This window comes from Shinella sp. GW821-FHT10F02, from assembly GCF_058809275.1.
This window is the reverse complement of the sequence record NZ_JBXASL010000002.1, coordinates 134150-151070: the sequence shown is the minus strand read 5'-3', so window position 1 is coordinate 151070 and position 16921 is coordinate 134150. Positions and strand designations below refer to the sequence as shown.

15 protein-coding genes are annotated in these 16921 nt (G+C 65.4%); 12 read left to right on the top strand and 3 right to left on the bottom strand.

From position 1 onward, the window contains the following. Nucleotides 1-7: 7 nt before the first annotated feature. Genes AC1RWL_RS06670 through AC1RWL_RS06660 form a run of 3 tightly spaced genes read left to right on the top strand, consistent with a single transcriptional unit; the run spans nt 8 to nt 3709 of the window. On the top strand, nt 8-814 hold the full coding sequence (locus AC1RWL_RS06670; RefSeq protein ID WP_493093980.1) for an NAD-dependent epimerase/dehydratase family protein: 807 nt from the start codon (nt 8-10) through the stop codon (nt 812-814). Then, nucleotides 814-2007 (top strand): NAD(P)/FAD-dependent oxidoreductase, encoded by a 1194-nt coding sequence (locus AC1RWL_RS06665; protein WP_493093979.1) that lies wholly within the window; start codon nt 814-816, stop codon nt 2005-2007. The genes AC1RWL_RS06670 and AC1RWL_RS06665 overlap by 1 nt, the downstream gene beginning before the upstream one ends. A 16-nt stretch (nt 2008-2023) precedes the next feature. Beyond that, the gene (locus AC1RWL_RS06660) at nt 2024-3709 is read left to right on the top strand and encodes a thiamine pyrophosphate-binding protein (RefSeq protein WP_493093978.1); all 1686 of its coding nucleotides are present in this window, start codon (nt 2024-2026) and stop codon (nt 3707-3709) included. Nucleotides 3710-3715: 6 nt separating this feature from the next. Here AC1RWL_RS06660 and AC1RWL_RS06655 read toward each other — a convergent pair whose 3' ends face one another. Beyond that, nucleotides 3716-4447, bottom strand: coding sequence for a FadR/GntR family transcriptional regulator (locus AC1RWL_RS06655; protein WP_256116540.1), 732 nt, complete (start codon nt 4445-4447; stop codon nt 3716-3718). 185 nt (nt 4448-4632) lie between these two features. On the opposite strand from AC1RWL_RS06655, the gene AC1RWL_RS06650 reads away from it, so the two are divergent. From AC1RWL_RS06650 to AC1RWL_RS06610, 9 genes are all read left to right on the top strand, one after another. Continuing rightward, entirely contained in the window at nt 4633-5382 is a 750-nt protein-coding gene (locus tag AC1RWL_RS06650) for an SDR family NAD(P)-dependent oxidoreductase (protein WP_493093977.1), read from the top strand. After that, complete coding sequence (locus tag AC1RWL_RS06645) at nt 5375-6118, top strand: SDR family oxidoreductase (RefSeq protein ID WP_493093976.1); 744 nt, start codon at nt 5375-5377, stop codon at nt 6116-6118. The genes AC1RWL_RS06650 and AC1RWL_RS06645 overlap by 8 nt, the downstream gene beginning before the upstream one ends. Nucleotides 6119-6128: 10 nt before the next feature. Next, the gene (locus AC1RWL_RS06640; protein ID WP_493093975.1) at nt 6129-6329 is read left to right on the top strand and encodes a hypothetical protein; all 201 of its coding nucleotides are present in this window, start codon (nt 6129-6131) and stop codon (nt 6327-6329) included. A 65-nt stretch (nt 6330-6394) separates the two neighbouring features. Beyond that, nucleotides 6395-6997 carry an ANTAR domain-containing response regulator gene (locus AC1RWL_RS06635; RefSeq protein WP_256116546.1) on the top strand — a complete coding sequence of 201 codons (603 nt, stop codon included), beginning with the start codon at nt 6395-6397 and terminating at the stop codon, nt 6995-6997. Beyond that, nucleotides 6994-8205 carry a CmpA/NrtA family ABC transporter substrate-binding protein gene (locus AC1RWL_RS06630; RefSeq protein ID WP_493093974.1) on the top strand — a complete coding sequence of 404 codons (1212 nt, stop codon included), beginning with the start codon at nt 6994-6996 and terminating at the stop codon, nt 8203-8205. The genes AC1RWL_RS06635 and AC1RWL_RS06630 overlap by 4 nt, the downstream gene beginning before the upstream one ends. Before the next feature lie 311 nt (nt 8206-8516). Continuing rightward, on the top strand, nt 8517-9743 hold the full coding sequence (locus AC1RWL_RS06625; protein WP_493093973.1) for an MFS transporter: 1227 nt from the start codon (nt 8517-8519) through the stop codon (nt 9741-9743). A gap of 15 nt (nt 9744-9758) precedes the next feature. Continuing rightward, nucleotides 9759-12209: a nitrite reductase large subunit NirB gene (nirB, locus tag AC1RWL_RS06620; protein ID WP_493093972.1), complete on the top strand. Its 2451-nt coding sequence runs from the start codon at nt 9759-9761 to the stop codon at nt 12207-12209. Between the two features lie 5 nt (nt 12210-12214). Then, on the top strand, nt 12215-12550 hold the full coding sequence (gene nirD, locus AC1RWL_RS06615) for a nitrite reductase small subunit NirD (protein WP_493093971.1): 336 nt from the start codon (nt 12215-12217) through the stop codon (nt 12548-12550). Between the two features lie 175 nt (nt 12551-12725). After that, nucleotides 12726-15383, top strand: a complete 2658-nt coding sequence (locus AC1RWL_RS06610; protein WP_493093970.1) for a nitrate reductase — start codon at nt 12726-12728, stop codon at nt 15381-15383. A 13-nt stretch (nt 15384-15396) separates the two neighbouring features. Here the strand turns inward: AC1RWL_RS06610 and AC1RWL_RS06605 are convergent, their stop codons facing one another. Beyond that, entirely contained in the window at nt 15397-15735 is a 339-nt protein-coding gene (locus AC1RWL_RS06605) for a cupin domain-containing protein (RefSeq protein ID WP_493093969.1), read from the bottom strand. After that, nucleotides 15732-16835, bottom strand: a complete 1104-nt coding sequence (locus tag AC1RWL_RS06600; protein ID WP_493093968.1) for an alkene reductase — start codon at nt 16833-16835, stop codon at nt 15732-15734. Before AC1RWL_RS06600 ends, AC1RWL_RS06605 begins: the two co-directional genes overlap by 4 nt. Between the last annotated feature and the right edge of the window lie 86 nt (nt 16836-16921).

The following is a 16921-nucleotide window of genomic DNA, read 5'->3' as shown; positions in this document are numbered from 1 at the left end:
GAACCCCATGTCCCATTTCCAGAGAGTTTTATTGACAGGGGCGGCAGGCAGCGTCGGCACGGCGCTTCGCCAGTCCGGCACGCGGCTCGGCAGGATCGTCCGGCTTTCCGATCGCAAACCTTGTGAAAACGTCGCCCCGCATGAGGAGGATTTCCCGCTGGAGCTTGCCGATTTCGATGCGGTTTCGGAAGCGGTGAAAGGCTGCGACGCCATCGTGCATCTCGGCGGGCAACCGCTCGAAGGGGCCTGGAAGACCATCCTCGATTCCAACATTTCCGGCGGCTACCACATCTATGAGGCCGCGCGCCGCCATGGCGTCAAGCGCATCGTCTATGCCAGCTCCGTGCACGCCATCGGCTACTACGAGCGCACGGAGACGATCGACGGCAGCGTGCCGACGCGGCCGGATAGCCTTTACGGCGTCTCGAAAACCTTCGTGGAAAACCTAGGCCGCTACTATTTCGACAAGTTCGGCATCGAGACAGTCTCGCTCCGCATCGGCTCCTGCTTTCCGGAGCCGACCGACCGACGCCACCTCATCACCTGGCTGTCCTATCGCGATTGCCGCCAGTTGGTCGAAAAGAGCCTGTCGGCGCCGCGCGTCGGCTTCATGGTCGCCTATGGCATGTCGAACAATTCGCAGGCCTTCTGGGACAACCGCACCGCCGCCGTGCTCGGCTACAAGCCGGAAGACAGCGCCGACGACTATGCCGACAAGGTTTTCGCCAAGACCGAGCAGGGCGACCCGAACGACCCGGCCGTGCGCTACCAGGGCGGCAGTTTCACGGCAGCCGGTCATTTCGAGGACGAGTGATGCAGGCTTCGAAGACATCTTATGACGTCGTGATCGTCGGCGGTGCCGTGGTTGGCAGCGCCACGGCCTATTTCCTCGCGACCAATCCCGATTTCACCGGCTCCGTGCTGGTGATCGAGAAGGACTGGACCTACCAGCGCTCGGCCACCGCACTCTCCTCCAGCTCCATCCGCCACCAGTTTTCCAACGCGATCAACGTCAAGGTCTCGCAGTTCGGTACGGAATTCATCCGCAATTTCAAAGAGAACGTCGCGGTCGACGACGACACGCCGGAAATCGGCTTTCACGAGAACGGCTATCTCTTCCTCGCCGGCGATGAGCGCGGCAGCGAGGTGCTGCGCCGCAACCATGAGACCCAGGTCGCCTGCGGCGCCGAGGTGTCGCTGCTCGATCCCGAGGGGCTCGGCCGGCGGTTTCCCTGGCTGAACGTCGAGGGGCTGACGCTGGGCAGCACCGGCGAGCGCGGCGAGGGCTGGTTCGACAGCGTCGGTCTCCTCCAGGGCTTCCGCAAGAAGGCCCGGTCGCTCGGCGTCGAATATATCGAGAACGAAGTTGTCGCGGTGAACCGCGAGGGCGATCGCGTGGTCTCGGTGACGACGAAGGGCGGACAGACGATCGCCTGCGGCACGATGGTCAACACCTCGGGCACCAACGGCAAGAAGATGGCCCGCATGGCCGGCCTCGACATTCCGGTCGAGCCACGCCGGCGGTCGCTGTTCGTCGTGGATTGCCGTACGCCGCTCGAAGGCCCGGTCGGCCTCACCATCGACCCGACCGGCGTGTTCTTCCGCCCGGAGGGGAAATTCTACCTGATGGGCACCTATCCGAAACACGATCCCGAGGTCGATCCAAACGATTTCGAGGTGATGCATCACGAATTCGAGGATGAGATCTGGGAGACGCTCGCCTATCGCGTGCCGGCCTTCGAGGCGATCAAGGTCGTGAACAGCTGGGCGGGGCACTACGATTATTGCACGCTCGACCACAATGTCATTCTCGGCCCGCACAGCGAGGTAAAGAACTTCCTCTTCGCCAACGGCTTTTCCGGCCATGGCCTGCAACAGTCGCCGGCCATGGGGCGGGGGCTTTCGGAACTGATCACCTATGGCGGCTTCCGCACGCTCGACCTTTCGCCCTTCGGCTACGCGCGCGTGGCCGCGAACCGCCCCTTCCTTGAAGACGCCGTGATCTGACGGCCGGGAGACAGATATGAAAACCGAGAACAAGGCCCGCAGCGGCGGCCAGGTGCTGGTCGACGCCTTGAGGATCCATGGCGTCGAGCGGGTGTTCGGCGTGCCGGGCGAGAGCTATCTGGCCGTGCTGGATGCCTTCCATGATGCGGAAAAGGCGATCGAATTCGTCATCTGCCGGCAGGAAGGCGGGGCGGCCTATATGGCGGAGGCCTATGGCAAGCTGACGGGTAAGCCCGGCATCTGCTTCGTCACCCGCGGGCCGGGCGCCACCAATGCCTCGGTCGGCGTGCACACGGCTTTCCAGGATTCGACGCCGATGATCCTGTTCATCGGCCAGGTGGCGCGCGACCAGATGGAACGCGAGGCCTTCCAGGAGATCGACTATCGCCGCATGTTCGGCCAGATGGCGAAATGGGTGGTGGAGATCGAGGATGCGGCGCGCATTCCGGAGCTCATCAGCCAGGCCTTCCACCGCGCGGTCAACGGTCGTCCGGGGCCGGTGGTGGTGGCGCTGCCGGAGGATATGCTGACGGATCTTGTGTCGGTTGCCGATACGCCGGCCTTCAAGCGCGTTGAGGCCTATGCCGGCGAGCCGCAGCTCGATGAATTGACCACGCTGCTGGCGAAAGCCGAGCGTCCGATGGTCGTCGCCGGTGGTGGCGGCTGGACGCCGCAGGCCGTTGCCGATCTCAAGACCTTTTCGGACGCCTTCTCGCTTCCGGTCGCCGCCTCGTTCCGCTGCCAGGACCTGTTCGACAACACGCACCCGAACTACGCGGGCGACCTAGGTCTGGCCGCCGGGCCGAAGCTGATCCAGCACGTCAAGGACTGCGATCTGCTGATTTCCATCGGTGCCCGCCTCGGCGAGATGACCACCGGGGCCTATACGCTGATCGATATTCCGGTGCCGAAGCAGACGCTGGTGCACATCCATCCCGGTGCGGAAGAACTCGGCCGCGTCTATCATGCGACGCTGCCGATCAATGCGAGCGTCGCCGGCTTCCTGTCGCAAGCGGCGAGGCTTAAGCCCGCCGCTGCACCCAGCTGGGCCGAATGGACGAAGGCGGCGCATGCCGACTATCTCGCAAACATCGATTACCCGCAGGTGCCCGGCCTCGTGCAGATGGGCGCGGTGATGGAATGGTTGCGCGGCCACCTGCCGGCCGATGCGATCCTGACGACGGGGGCGGGCAACTATTCCGCCTGGGCGCACCGCTTCTACCAGTACCGCACCTTCCGCACCCAGCTTGGGCCGACCAATGGCTCGATGGGCTACGGCGTGCCGGCGGCGATCGCGGCAAAAATCATCGCGCCGGAGCGCACGGTGGTCGCCTTCGCCGGCGATGGCTGCTTCCTGATGAACGGGCAGGAACTGGCGACGGCCATGCAATATGACGCCCGCGTCATCTTCCTCGTCATCAACAACGGCATGTACGGCACGATCCGCATGCACCAGGAACGAAACTATCCCGGCCGAGTTTCCGGCACGCGGCTCACCAATCCGGATTTCGCCGATCTTGCCCGCTCCTACGGCCTGCACGGCGAGACGGTGGAGAACACGGAAGAGTTCGCCGATGCCTTCCGGCGCTCGGAGGCATCCGGCAAACCGGCGCTGATCGAGATCCGTATCGATCCGGAGGCGCTGACGCCGAAGATGAGCCTGTCGCAGATCCGCGAGCAGGCGCTTGCGGCGGGCCGGTGACGGCGCTCAGTCGTCCGCTTCGCTGCCGGCCGGTTCGTCGAGCATCAGCCGGTAGCGGCTCAGGCTTTCCTCCAGATGCGCGGCCAGGGCCTGCTTGGCCGCCTTCGGGTCGCCCTGGGTGATCGCCGCGAGGATGGCGGCGTGCTCCTTGTTAATCTTCTTCAGATAGGCATTGTAGGAGCGGCCGGACTGGCGGTGTTTCAGCACGAGGTCGAAATTGATCTCGCCCATCACCGCGACGAGGAAGCGCGGAAAGTGCGGGTTGCGCGTCGCCTTGGCGATGGCGAGGTGGAATTCGAAGTCCGCGCGCGCCTCGATTTCCGCATCGCTCGTGTCGAGGTTCTCGATATAGTCGAAGGCGCGGGCGATTTCGGCGAGCGCTTCGGGCGTGCGGCGCTGGGCGGCAAGTGCGACGGACTGCATTTCCACGCCGAGCCGGAGTTCGAGGATCTGCATTGCCGAGCGGATGTCGTCGATGCGGCTGATCTCGAAGTTCAGCGTCTTGGCGTCCTTCTCCGTGACGTAGACGCCCGCACCCTGGCGGGCCATGACGCGGCCTGCCACCTTGAGCGAGGTCAGCGCCTCGCGGATGACGGTGCGCGAGACGCCGAACTCCTCGCACAACTGCGCGCTTGACGGGATCTTCTCGCCGGGCGCATAAAGTCCGGAGTCCATGCGCTCGGCCAGTTTGGCGACGACGATTTCCGCGAGATTGCCGCGCTGCGTGATGATCGACATGGCGGTCCCGCCTTTGTTGAAGTTTGCATTTATCACATATCATACATGGCGTCGTCCTTGAGGGGAAGCGCTGCGTCGTCTTCAAGTCTTTGGTTCCGGAAGCGGCTTGCACTTCGTAAAAGTTAGCATATAAGTGATAACATACCAATATGGCCACGCAACTTGAAAATCGCGAGGAGTGAAACGTGAAGAACCAGTCTGTTGTCATCGTCGGCGGCGCTTCGGGCCTCGGTCTCACGACGGCGAAGCTGATGATCGCGCATGGCGCGCAGAAGATCGGCCTGATCGACCGCAACGAGGCGCTGCTCGCCACCTCCGCGGCGGAACTGGAAGCCCTCGGCGCCGAGGTGGCGACGGCGGTGGCGGACATTTCCCGCGCGGAGACGGCGCATGCGGGTTTCGACGCGGTTACCGGCAAGCTCGGCCGCGTGCACGCCCTCGTCAACAGCGCGGCGATCTATCCGCGAAAGGCCATTCTCGACATTACCGACGAGGACTGGGACCTGGAAAACGCCATCAATGTGAAAGGCACCTATCACATGATGGTCGCCGCCGTGCGGCACATGCGCCAGTTCGTGAGCCCGCCGGAAGTGACCGGCCGCATCGTCAACATCACCTCGGTCGATGCCTTCAAGGCCCATCCGCAGAACGCGCATTACGCGGCCACCAAGGCCGCCGTCGTCAGCCTGACGAAGTCGTTCGCGCAGGAATGCGCCAAGGACCAGATCCTGGTGAATTCCGTGGCGCCTGCCGGCTTCGCCACGGACCGCGCCAAGGAACTCGGCTTCCTGCCGGAACTTGCGAAAGCCAGCGCGCTCGGCCGCGCGGCAGAACCGGTTGAAATGGCCGAATGGATCGTCATGATGGCCTCCAGCCGCAACACCTATGCGACCGGCGAGAATGTCGTGATCAGCGGAGGTTACATCTATGTCTGACGCCTATCGCGTCGCCGTCGTCACGGGCGCGACCAGCGGCATCGGCAAGGCGATCGTGCCCATGCTGCGCCGGCGCGGGCTGACGGTCCATGCCGTCGGCCGCAACGAGGCGGTGCTGGCCGAGCTTGCCGAAAGCTGCGGCGCCGTGCCCGTGGTGGCGGATGTGCGCGACACGGCGCGCATCGCAGACGCGCTGGCCGGCGTCGAGGTCGATATCCTCGTCAACAATGCCGGCATCCTGTCGACCCGTGCGGCCTTCCAGGATATTGATCCTGCCGAAATCGACGCGATGATCGACGTCAACCTCAAGGCGCCGATGCATCTGACACGCGCCTTCCTGCCCGGCATGGTCGCCCGCAAGCGCGGCCATCTGCTCTATATCGGCTCCAGCGGCGGGCAGGCGCCCTATCCGGGCATGGGCGCCTACGGACCTTCGAAGGCCGGGCTCAGCCTGTTTTGCGATAACCTGCGCTGCGATCTGCTCGGCACCTCGGTGCGGGTCAGCGAGATCGTGCCGGGCCGGGTCCAGACGGCGCTCTACCGCACCTCGATCCCCGACAACCAGGCCGCCGCCGTACTCTATGACGGCTATCGGCCGATCCAGCCGGAAAACATTGCGCAGGTCGTCAACGACGTGATCGCGCTGCCGGCCCATGTCGACGTCGCCCGTATCGAGGTTTTCCCGACCGACCAGGCGACCGGCGGCGGGACGATGGTGAAGTTCGAGGCACCGTAGGAGGAACACGATGGCGGGGGATGCCGACAAGGAAAAAGAAAAGACGGAGAAGGCGCCCGATCTCGTCCGGCACTATCGCCCTGTCGCTATCCGCTCCGTGCTCGCCGTCCACGCCATGATTCCGCGAACGCCCGTGCCCGCCGTCTCGGAACCGACATCGGACATGGGCTTTGCCCTGCCGTCGGGGTTTCATTCCATTCCAGAGGATTGAGCCTCCCGGCTTGATTTCGCCGCGCGCATGGCGCATCTGGCATGCGACCTCAACGCGGTGGCGGCATGAAAGCAAGCGGACTGAACGTACTGGTCATCGACGAGAACCGGATTCGCGCCGCCATCATCGAGGAGGGCCTGCGCGATTCGGGTTATGACCAGGTCACCGTCATCGACGTGATGCACGGGCTCGCCCGGCGCATCGCCGATCTCAACCCGGACGTGATCGTCATCGATCTCGAAAACCCCAACCGCGACATGCTGGAGAGCATCTTCCAGCTTTCCCGCGCGGTGAAACGTCCCATCGCCATGTTTGTCGACAAGTCGGACGAGGCCTCCATCGAGGCCGCGGTGGAAGCGGGCGTTTCCGCCTATATCGTCGACGGGCTGAAGCAGGAGCGCGTGCGGCCGATCCTGAAAATGGCGATCAGCCGCTTCAACGCCTTTTCCCGCCTCAGTCGGGAGTTGGAGGAGACGCGCGGCGAGCTGGAGAACCGCAAGGCGATCGACCGCGCCAAGGGGCTGTTGATGCGCTCTCGCGGGCTTTCGGAAGAGGAAGCCTATGCGCTGCTGCGCCGCACGGCGATGAACCAGAACCGCAAGATCGTCGAGATCGCCCAAAGTCTCATCACGGCGGCCAGCCTGCTCGATCCGGGAGCCAAGGAATGACGATGCGCCACGCCATCACCGCCGGCTTCGTGCCGCTCCTCGACAGCGCGCTCCTCGTCGTCGCGCGGGAAAAGGGTTTTGCCGAGGCGCAGTCGATCGACCTTACCCTCGTGCGCGAACGCTCCTGGGCGAGCATTCGCGACCGCCTTGCCGTTCGCCAGTTCGACGTCGCGCATATCCTCGGCCCCATGCCAATCGCCTGCAATCTCGGCCTGAGCGCGCCGGCACCCGAGATGATCGTGCCGATGGCGCTGGGGCTCGGCGGCAATGCCGTCACCGTCTCGGCAGCGCTCTGGCAGGCGATGGCGGGGGAGGCGGCGAAGGCCGATCTCGACGCGCGTGCCAATGGCGCGGCGCTTCGCAAGGTCATCGACGGGCGGAAAGGCGAGCCGCTGCGCTTCGGCGTCGTGCATCCCTATTCGGGGCATAATTACGAGTTGCGCTACTGGCTGGCGGCCAGCGGCATCGATCCGGACCGCGACATCGAGATCGTCGTGCTGCCGCCGCCGGACATGGGCGATGCGCTCGCCGAAGGCGCCATCGACGGCTATTGCGCCGGCGAGCCCTGGAACACGTTCGGCGTGATGAAACGCGGCGGGCATCTCGCCACCGTCAAGGCCGCGATCTGGCGGTCGAGCCCGGAAAAGGTGCTGGGCGTCAATGCCCGCTGGGGCGAAACACACCCGGAGGCTTTGGCGGCCCTGCTCGTGGCGCTCTACGAAGCGTCGCTATGGTGCGCCAGGCCGGAAAACCGCGAGGAACTGGCGCAGTTGCTCGCAAAACCCGCCTATGTCGGGCGGGACGCCGCGCTGCTGCTGCCGGCGCTGAGTGGGGAGCTTCCGGTCGGCGGCGGTTTCGTGCAAAGCGTCAGGGACTTTTTCGTGCCCAATGCGAAGGCCGCGACCTTCCCCTGGAAAAGCCATGCGCTATGGTTCTACACCCAGATGGTCCGCTGGGGGCAGGTCGCGCACACCGCGGAACGCCAGAAGATCGCCGCGGAAACCTATCGGCCCGATCTCTATCGCGCTGCGCTGAAGGGGCTCGGCATCGCCATGCCGTCCGCCAGCTCCAAGGTCGAGGGTGCCCTGACGGTAGAGACGCCGGTCGGCTCGTCCGGGGCGCTGACGCTCGGGCCGGACGGCTTCTTCGATGGCGGGCGTTTCGATCCGGATGCCGTGGATGCCTATATCGCGGTGCAAATGCGATAGCGCTTATTTTATGCGCACTGCACAAAAAGTGGCTTCGTTCGTGCGCATACGCCAAGCATCGTCTTGCGCCGTGGCCTCGAAAATTTCCCAATAGCTTTCAGAATCAAGCGCTTGAAGAAACTGGCACGCTGATTGCTTTGTTTCTTGCGGGCCTTCGGGTCACGAAATCGGCGTCCAACGACGGGCGCCTCCAGCAAAGCCGCTGATCAGGATTGTGCGCACCCTTGAGGGTCGCGCGTGCCTGGCCAGCGGCTTTTTGTTTTTCAACCCCATGATGGATCGGCACGACCTTGTCGGGCCTCGGAGAAGCCATGTCTGAGAACAAGCAGCCCCTGTCCCCGCGCGAACCGGCAATCGCGCTCTGGATGTCCACCTTCGCCTTCACCATCTGTTTCGCCGTCTGGACGATCTTCGCGATCATCGGCATCCGCATCAAGGACGACCTCGGGCTCTCCGAAGCCCAGTTCGGCCTGCTCGTCGGCACGCCCATCCTCACCGGCTCGCTGGTGCGCATCCTGCTCGGCGTCTGGACGCCGCGTTACGGCGGCCGCCTCGTCTATACGCTGACCATGCTGGCGGCCGCGCTTTCGACGCTGCTGCTCTCCCATGCCACCACCTTTCCGCAGATGCTGCTCGCCGGCCTCGGTGTGGGGCTGGCCGGCGGGTCCTTTGCCGTCGGTGTCGCCTATGTCTCGCCCTTCTTTCCAGCGGAAAAGCAGGGCACGGTGCTCGGCATCTTCGGCGCCGGCAATGTCGGAGCGGCGCTGACGAAATTCCTCGCGCCCCTCGTGCTCGTCGCCGCCGGCTGGCAGATGGTGGCGGAACTCTGGGCCGCGGCTCTGATCCTCACGGCCTGCCTCTTCTGGTTCACCACCAGCGACGACCCGGCCTTCTGCAACCGCCGCGACGGCAAGGCGCCGAAGCGTAGCCTCGCGCAGGAATTCGCACCGCTGAAGAATGCCCGCGTCTGGCGCTTCTCGCTCTACTATTTCTTCGCCTTCGGCGGCTTCGTCGCCCTGTCGCTCTGGCTGCCGCGTTATCTGGTCGGCGTCTACGGCTTCGATATCGCCACCGCCGGCATGATCGCCGCCGCCTATTCCATTCCCGGCAGCATTTTTCGCGCCCTCGGCGGCATGCTGTCCGATCGCAAGGGCGCGCGTTCCGTCATGTACTGGATGTTCGGCGTGTCGGCCGTCGCCACGCTCATCCTGTCGCTCCCGACCGGTGTCACGCCCATCATCTTCATCGCCGTCGTCTTCGTGCTCGGCTTCGTCATGAGCCTCGGCAAGGCGGCCGTCTACAAGCACATCCCGGCCTACTACCCCGATAGCGTCGGCGCGGTCGGCGGCGTCGTCGGCATGGTCGGCGGGCTCGGCGGCTTCGTGCTGCCCATCGCCTTCGGCCTGCTCAAGGATGCGACAGGCCTCTGGTCGAGCTGTTTCCTGCTGCTCTTCGCCGTCGTCGCCGTCTCGCTTCTCTGGATGCACCTCTCCATCCGCCAGATGGAGCGCCCCTCCGTCTCCGCCGTCGCCGCGTAATTGTAAGGAAACACCATGACCGAGAAACTCGTCATCATCGGCAACGGCATGGCCCCGGGCCGCATGCTGGAGCATCTGCTGGAAAAGGCGCCCGGCCAGTACGAGGTCACCATCTTCAACGCCGAGCCGCGGGTGAACTACGACCGCATCATGCTCTCGCCGGTGCTTTCCGGCGAGAAGGACTACGAGCAGATCATCATCCACGGCGATGGCTGGTACATCAAGCACGGCATCACCCTCTACAAGGGCCACCGCATCATCTCGATCGACCGTGATGCCAGGACGGTCACCTCCGATCACGGCGTCACCGAAAGCTACGACAAGCTGGTGATCGCCACCGGCTCCGTGCCTTTCATCATCCCGGTGCCGGGCAACAACCTGCCCGGCGTCATCACCTATCGCGACCTCGACGACGTGCAGGCCATGCTGCTCGCCGCCCAGTCGCGCGAAAAGGCCATCGTCATCGGCGGCGGCCTGCTCGGCCTCGAAGCCGCCGCCGGCCTTGCCGGCCGCGGCATGGATGTGACGGTCCTCCACGTCATGCCCACGCTGATGGATCGCCAGCTCGACCCCGCCGCCGGCTACCTCCTGCAGAAGGAGCTCGAAGGCCGCGGCATCAAGATCCTCTGCAAGGCGAACACCAAGGCCATTGTCGGAAACGGCAGGGTCGAGGGTATCGAGCTTGATGATGGCCGCGTCATCCCCGCGACGCTCGTCGTGATGGCCGTCGGCATCCGCCCGAGCGTCAACCTCGCCAAGGAGGCGGGCCTTGCCGTCAACCGCGGCATCGTCGTCGATCATGGCATGCAGACCTCGGACGGCAGCATTCTGGCGCTCGGCGAATGCGCGGAAGTCGGCGGCATGGTCTACGGCCTCGTCGCGCCGCTTTACGAGATGGCCCGCGTCGCCGCCTCGCATCTTGCCGGCGAGCGTTCCGCCGCCTTCGTGCATTCCGATACGCCGACCAAGCTGAAAGTCACCGGCATCGAGCTCTTCTCACTCGGCGATTTCGCCGATGGCGACGACCGGGAGGAGATCGTGCTGCGCGATGCCTCGGCCGGCGTCTACAAGCGGCTGGTGCTGAAGGACAACCGCATCATCGGCACGGTGCTCTATGGCGAGACGGCGGACGGCGCCTGGTTCAACGACCTCAAGAAGAAGCAGACCGACATTTCCGAGATGCGCGAGACGCTGATCTTCGGCCAGGCCTACCAGGGGGGCGCCCCGCTGGACCCTATGGCGGCCGTTGCAGCCTTGCCGGATGATGCGGAAATCTGCGGCTGCAACGGCGTCTGCAAGGGCCGGATCGTCTCGACCATCACCGACAAGGGCCTGACCTCGCTCGACGACGTGCGCGCCCACACCAAGGCATCCGCCTCCTGCGGCTCCTGCACCGGCCTCGTAGAGCAGCTGATGACGCTGACGCTCGGCGACAGCTACAACCCGGCCGCCGTGCAGCCTGTGTGCGGCTGCACCGATCTCGGCCATGACGACGTGCGCCGCCTGATCAAGGCCAAGGGGCTGAAGACCATCCCGGCCGTCATGCAGGAACTGGAATGGAAGACCTCCTGCGGCTGCGCCAAGTGTCGCCCGGCGCTCAATTATTACCTCGTCTGCGACTGGCCGGACGAATATGCCGACGACTACCAGTCGCGTTTCATCAACGAGCGCGTGCACGCCAACATCCAGAAGGACGGCACCTATTCCGTCGTGCCGCGCATGTGGGGCGGCGTCACCAATGCGGGTGAATTGCGGGCGATTGCCGATGTCGTCGACAAGTTCGAAATCCCGCTGGTGAAGGTGACGGGCGGCCAGCGCATCGACCTGCTCGGCATCGAGAAGGAGGACCTGCCCGCCGTCTGGGCCGATCTTGGCAAGGCGGGCTTCATCTCGGGGCAAGCCTACGCGAAAGGGTTGCGCACCGTAAAAACCTGCGTCGGCTCCGACTGGTGCCGCTTCGGCACGCAGGATTCCACCGGGCTCGGCATCCGCATCGAAAAGTTCATGTGGGGCTCATGGACGCCGGCCAAGCTGAAGCTCGCCGTCTCCGGCTGTCCACGCAACTGCGCCGAGGCGACCTGCAAGGATATCGGCGTGATCTGCGTCGACAGCGGTTTCGAGATCCATTTCGCCGGTGCGGCGGGCCTCGATATCAAGGGCACCGAGGTTCTCGGCCTCGTCAAGACCGAGGACGAGGCGCTGGAGCATATCGTGGCGCTGACGCAGATGTACCGCGAGCAGGCGCGCTATCTGGAGCGCATCTACAAATGGGCCAAGCGCATCGGCCTGGAAGAAATCCGCCGCCAGATCATGGGCGACGAGGCGAAGCGCAAGGCCTTTTACGGCCGCTTCGTCTTCAGCCAGAAGTTCGCCCAGGTCGATCCGTGGTCGGAGCGCGTCTCCGGCAAGGACAAACACGAATTCCGGCCGATGGCGACGGTCGGCTACACGCAGGCCGCGGAGTGAGCCCCATGGACATGAACTGGATCGCCATCGGCAACATCGCCGATATCCCGCTGCGCGGTGCGCGTTGCGTGAAGACGCCGCAGGGCAGGATCGCCGTCTTCCGCGCGGCCGAAAACGAGGTCTTCGCCATCGAGGATCATTGCCCGCACAAGGGCGGGCCGCTGTCGCAGGGCATCGTGCATGCCAGGGCCGTGACCTGCCCGCTGCACAACTGGGTGATTTCGCTCGAAACCGGCAAGGCACTCGGGGCCGACCAGGGGGCGGTGAAGACCGTGCCGCTGCGCAACGAGGACGGCGCCCTCTTCATCGCGCTCGAAAGCCTGATGATGGCGGCGGAATAGGCCATGGCAGGAACCCGCCTCGCCCCTCATCCGGCTGCCGCCACCTTCTCCCCGTCCCGACGGGGAGAAGGATGCCGGAGCACCGGCATCGCCACATCTTCCTTCTCCCCGCTCGCGGGGAGAAGGTCCCGGCAGGGGGATGAGGGGCGTCCGGTGCTCCCAACAGGAGCCGCCGATGCCCGTTGAAACGAAAACCACCTGCCCCTATTGCGGCGTCGGCTGCGGCGTCGTCGCCAAGATGGGCGACGACGGCACGGTTTCCGTCAAGGGCGATCCGGACCATCCGTCGAACTACGGGCGGCTCTGCTCCAAGGGATCGGCGCTCGGCGAGACGGTCGATCTCGACGGACGCCTCCTCCATCCGGAAATCGGCGGAAAGCGCGCGGCGTGGGACGAAGCGCTCGACCTCGTCGCCCGGACGTTTTCCACCGCCATCGCCGAGCACGGCCCGGACTCCGTCGCCTTCTACGTTTCCGGCCAGCTTCTGACCGAGGACTACTACGTCGCCAACAAGCTGATGAAGGGGTTCATCGGCTCGGCCAATATCGACACCAATTCGCGGCTCTGCATGTCGTCCTCCGTCGCCGGCCATCGCCGCGCCTTCGGCGCCGATACGGTGCCGGGGACCTATGAGGACCTGGAACTGGCCGACCTGGTCATCCTCACCGGCTCGAACCTCGCCTGGTGCCACCCGGTCCTCTACCAGCGGCTGGCCGTCGCCAAGGCGAAGCGGCCGGGCATGAAGATCGTCGTCATCGATCCGCGCCGCACGATGACGGCCGATATTGCCGACCTGCATCTGGCGATCCGCCCCGACACCGATGTCGCGCTGTTCGTCGGCCTCTTCTCCCATCTCGTCCTCAACGATGCGATCGACCAGAACTATGTCGCGGCGCATACGAGCGGCTTTGCGGAAGCCTTCGTGGCCTCGTCTTCGGTCTCCTTTGCCGACGTGCTGGAGCAGACCGGTCTGCCGGCCATGCAGCTGCGCGAATTCTACCGGCTTTTCACCACGACCGAGAAGGTGGTGACCTGCTACAGCCAGGGGGTCAACCAGTCGTCGTCGGGCACCGACAAGGTCAACGTCATCCTCAACTGCCACCTTGCGACGGGTCGCATCGGCCGGCCGGGCATGGGGCCGTTCTCGCTGACCGGCCAGCCGAACGCCATGGGCGGGCGCGAGGTCGGCGGGCTCGCCAACATGCTGGCCGCCCATATGGCGATCGAGAGCGCGGAGGACCGCGACCGCGTGCAGCGTTTCTGGCAATCGCCGCGCATTGCCGACAAGCCGGGGCTGAAGGCGGTCGATCTCTTCCAGGCGGTCGCGGACGGCCGCATCAAGGCGCTGTGGATCATGGCGACCAATCCCGTCGTCTCCATACCGGATGCCGATGCCGTCGAAGCGGCGATCAAGGCCTGTCCCTTCGTGGTCGTCTCCGACATCCTGAAGACGACGGACACCGCCCGCCACGCCCACATCCTGCTGCCCTCGCTCGGCTGGGGCGAGAAGAGCGGCACGGTCACCAATTCGGAGCGCCGAATTTCAAGGCAGCGCAGCTTTCTCGACGCGCCGGGCGAGGCCCGCGCCGACTGGTGGCAACTTGCCGAAGTCGGTCGCCGCATGGGCTTTGCCGCCGCCTTCGACTATGAAGCGCCCGCTGAGGTTTTCGACGAGCACGCAGCACTTTCCGCGTTCGAGAACGAGGGCGGCCGCGATTTCGACATCGGCGCCTGTGCCGGGCTCACCCCTCAGGCCTACGATACGCTCGCCCCGTTCCAATGGCCGCGGCGGGTGGAGGGCGGCAGGGCCGAAACCCGTTTCTTCGCCGAGGGCGGCTTCTACCATGCGGATGGCAAGGCGCGGTTCGTCGCGGTCGAGCCGACCGCGTCGGATCGCACCAGCGCCGCCTATCCCTTCACCCTCAACACCGGCCGCATTCGCGACCAGTGGCATACGATGACCCGCACGGGGAAAAGCGCGCGGCTGTCCTCGCATATCGCCGAGCCTTTCGCCGAGCTGCATCCGCGGGACGCGATGGAGATTGGGGTCGGCAATGCCGGCCTCGTCGAAATCGAAAGCCCGCAGGGCAAGGCGGTCGTGCGCGCCCTCATCACCGATCGCCAGGCGCGCGGCAGCCTCTTCGTGCCGATGCACTGGAACGATCAGTTCGCGGCGGCGGGCCGTATCGATGCCGTCGTGCCGCCCGTGACCGACCGGATCTCCGGCCAGCCCGCCTCGAAAAACGTCGCCGTCGCAGCCCGCAAATTCAAGGTGGCGCACTACGGCTTCGCGGTGTCGCAGGCAAAGCCGGATGGCCTCGACGCGGCCTATTGGGCGCTGGCGAAAGCGGAAGGCGGGTGGCGGCTCGAACTGGCGTTCGACCAGCCTGTCGAGGACTGGTGTGAATGGTGCCGCAAAACCCTGTCCATTCCCGACGGCATCGAGCCGCTCGGTTATACCGACCGCCCGTCCGGCGAAGTCAGGCTCGCCTTCTTCGACGGTCTGCGCCTGCTTGCGGCCTTTTTCCTGGCGCGCGAGCCGGTCGCCGTCGCGCGCAGCTGGGCAGTCGCGCAGCTCGGTGCCGAACACGCCAACCTGCGCAAGCGTTTCGCCCTCGTCGCCGGGCGCCCGGGGGCCGACAAGCCGGACCCCGGCGCCACCGTCTGCGCCTGCTTCGGCGTCGGCGTCAACCAGATCGTCGCTGCCGTGCGCGGCGGATGCCGCAGTGTCGACGCGGTGGGCAAGGCGCTCAATGCGGGAACCAATTGCGGGTCCTGCCGCGGCGAAATTCAAAACATCGTCGATGGATGCCTCGCCGCCGCCGCGGAATGAAGACTGAGGTGCTTCAGCCGAACTCCACCGTCACGAAGACCAGTTCCGTGGTGCCGGTATTGGTGAGGTCGTGCACGAAGGCGGTGTCGGGCGTCAGGTCCGGAAAGTGACGCGTGTCGCCGGCGGCATAGGTCACGTCGACCACCCGCCCGTCGCCATAGCGGGAGCGCGCCGTGCCATCGCCCAGCACCGTCCAGAAATACGGCCTGTCATGCCGGTGCGGCGCCAGGCTTTCGCCCGGCTGGAGCCGCAGGTGCCAGATGCGCATGCCGGGCTGATCGAGCACCAGCACGGTGCCGATCCTGTCGTTTGCCCGCGCCGCCGCGCGTTCCTTCTCGGAGAGCGGCGTCATGCGGCGCTGCTCCAGGCCGGATAGGTGGCGTAGCCTTCATTGTCGCCGCCGAACAGCGTCGTCGCGTCGAAGGCGGAGAGCGGCAGGTTTTCGCGGTAGCGGCGTGGCAGGTCGGGATTGGCGATGAAGGGGCGTCCGAAGGCGGTGACATCCGCCAATCCCTCCGAAAGGATCGCCTCCGCGCGTTGCGGATCGTATTTGCCGGCGACGATGATCTTGCTGGAAAAGGCCGCCCGCAGGTCGCGGCGGAAGGAGGCAGGGGTGACGGGCGCATCGTCCCAGTCAGCCTCGGCGAGGTGGATATAGGCAAGCCCCAGGCGGTCGAGTTCCCGCGCCGCCTTCAGCGTCGTCGGCACGATCTCGTCATCGACCATGCCGCGCTGGGTGATGAACGGCGACAGGCGGATGCCGGTGCGTGCGGCACCCGCCTCAGCCGCGACGGCTTCCGCCACTTCGACGAGAAAGCGGATGCGGTTCTCCTGGCTGCCGCCGTAATCGTCCGTGCGCTGGTTTGCCGAGCGGCGCAGGAACTGGTCGACCAGGTAGCCGTTCGCGCCATGGATCTCGACCCCGTCGAAACCGGCCTTCATCGCATTGGCCGCCGCTTTGGCAAAATCGACGACGACCGCACCGATTTCCGCCGTCGTCAGCGCCCGCGGCACCGGGCAATCGGCAAGGCCGCCTTCGCCTGTCGCGGGATCGACGATCCAGACTTTGGCCTCGGGTGAAATGGCGGACGGGGCGACCGGCAGGCCATCGGCATGGAAGCTCTCATGGCTCATGCGGCCGACATGCCAGAGCTGCAGCACCATGCGCCCGCCGGCCGCGTGGACCGCATCGGTCGCCGCGCGCCAGCCCGCAGCCTGTGCGTCGGAATGGATGCCAGGCGTGAAGGAATAGCCCTGGCCCTGCGGCGAAATCTGCGTGGCCTCGCTGATGATGAGCGCGGCGGAGGCGCGCTGGGCATAGTAGCGCGCCATCATATCGTTCGGCACATTGCCCGGCTGCGTGCTGCGCGCGCGGGTCATCGGCGCCATGGCGATGCGGTGCGGCAGGTCGATGGCGCCGAGCGAGACGGGCTGGAAAAGCGAAGCGGTCATGGTCGTCCTCGATGTTTAGGCAGCGGATAAGCCCGGCCGCCATGGTTCGAGGTGGACAGTACTGCTTGCGGAAAGTCCCGATAATT

Bases quoted from the DNA above. Each gene is read 5' to 3' on its own strand.
- AC1RWL_RS06640 (WP_493093975.1), top strand. From the start codon at position 6,129: ATGGCGGGGGATGCCGACAAGGAAAAAGAAAAGACGGAGAAGGCGCCC.
- AC1RWL_RS06655 (WP_256116540.1), bottom strand. From the start codon at position 4,447: ATGTCGATCATCACGCAGCGCGGCAATCTCGCGGAAATCGTCGTCGCC.
- AC1RWL_RS06600 (WP_493093968.1), bottom strand. From the start codon at position 16,835: ATGACCGCTTCGCTTTTCCAGCCCGTCTCGCTCGGCGCCATCGACCTG.
- AC1RWL_RS06660 (WP_493093978.1), top strand. From the start codon at position 2,024: ATGAAAACCGAGAACAAGGCCCGCAGCGGCGGCCAGGTGCTGGTCGAC.
- AC1RWL_RS06645 (WP_493093976.1), top strand. From the start codon at position 5,375: ATGTCTGACGCCTATCGCGTCGCCGTCGTCACGGGCGCGACCAGCGGC.
- AC1RWL_RS06610 (WP_493093970.1), top strand. From the start codon at position 12,726: ATGCCCGTTGAAACGAAAACCACCTGCCCCTATTGCGGCGTCGGCTGC.
- AC1RWL_RS06665 (WP_493093979.1), top strand. From the start codon at position 814: ATGCAGGCTTCGAAGACATCTTATGACGTCGTGATCGTCGGCGGTGCC.
- AC1RWL_RS06625 (WP_493093973.1), top strand. From the start codon at position 8,517: ATGTCTGAGAACAAGCAGCCCCTGTCCCCGCGCGAACCGGCAATCGCG.
- AC1RWL_RS06635 (WP_256116546.1), top strand. From the start codon at position 6,395: ATGAAAGCAAGCGGACTGAACGTACTGGTCATCGACGAGAACCGGATT.
- AC1RWL_RS06670 (WP_493093980.1), top strand. From the start codon at position 8: ATGTCCCATTTCCAGAGAGTTTTATTGACAGGGGCGGCAGGCAGCGTC.
- AC1RWL_RS06630 (WP_493093974.1), top strand. From the start codon at position 6,994: ATGACGATGCGCCACGCCATCACCGCCGGCTTCGTGCCGCTCCTCGAC.
- nirD (WP_493093971.1), top strand. From the start codon at position 12,215: ATGGACATGAACTGGATCGCCATCGGCAACATCGCCGATATCCCGCTG.
- nirB (WP_493093972.1), top strand. From the start codon at position 9,759: ATGACCGAGAAACTCGTCATCATCGGCAACGGCATGGCCCCGGGCCGC.
- AC1RWL_RS06605 (WP_493093969.1), bottom strand. From the start codon at position 15,735: ATGACGCCGCTCTCCGAGAAGGAACGCGCGGCGGCGCGGGCAAACGAC.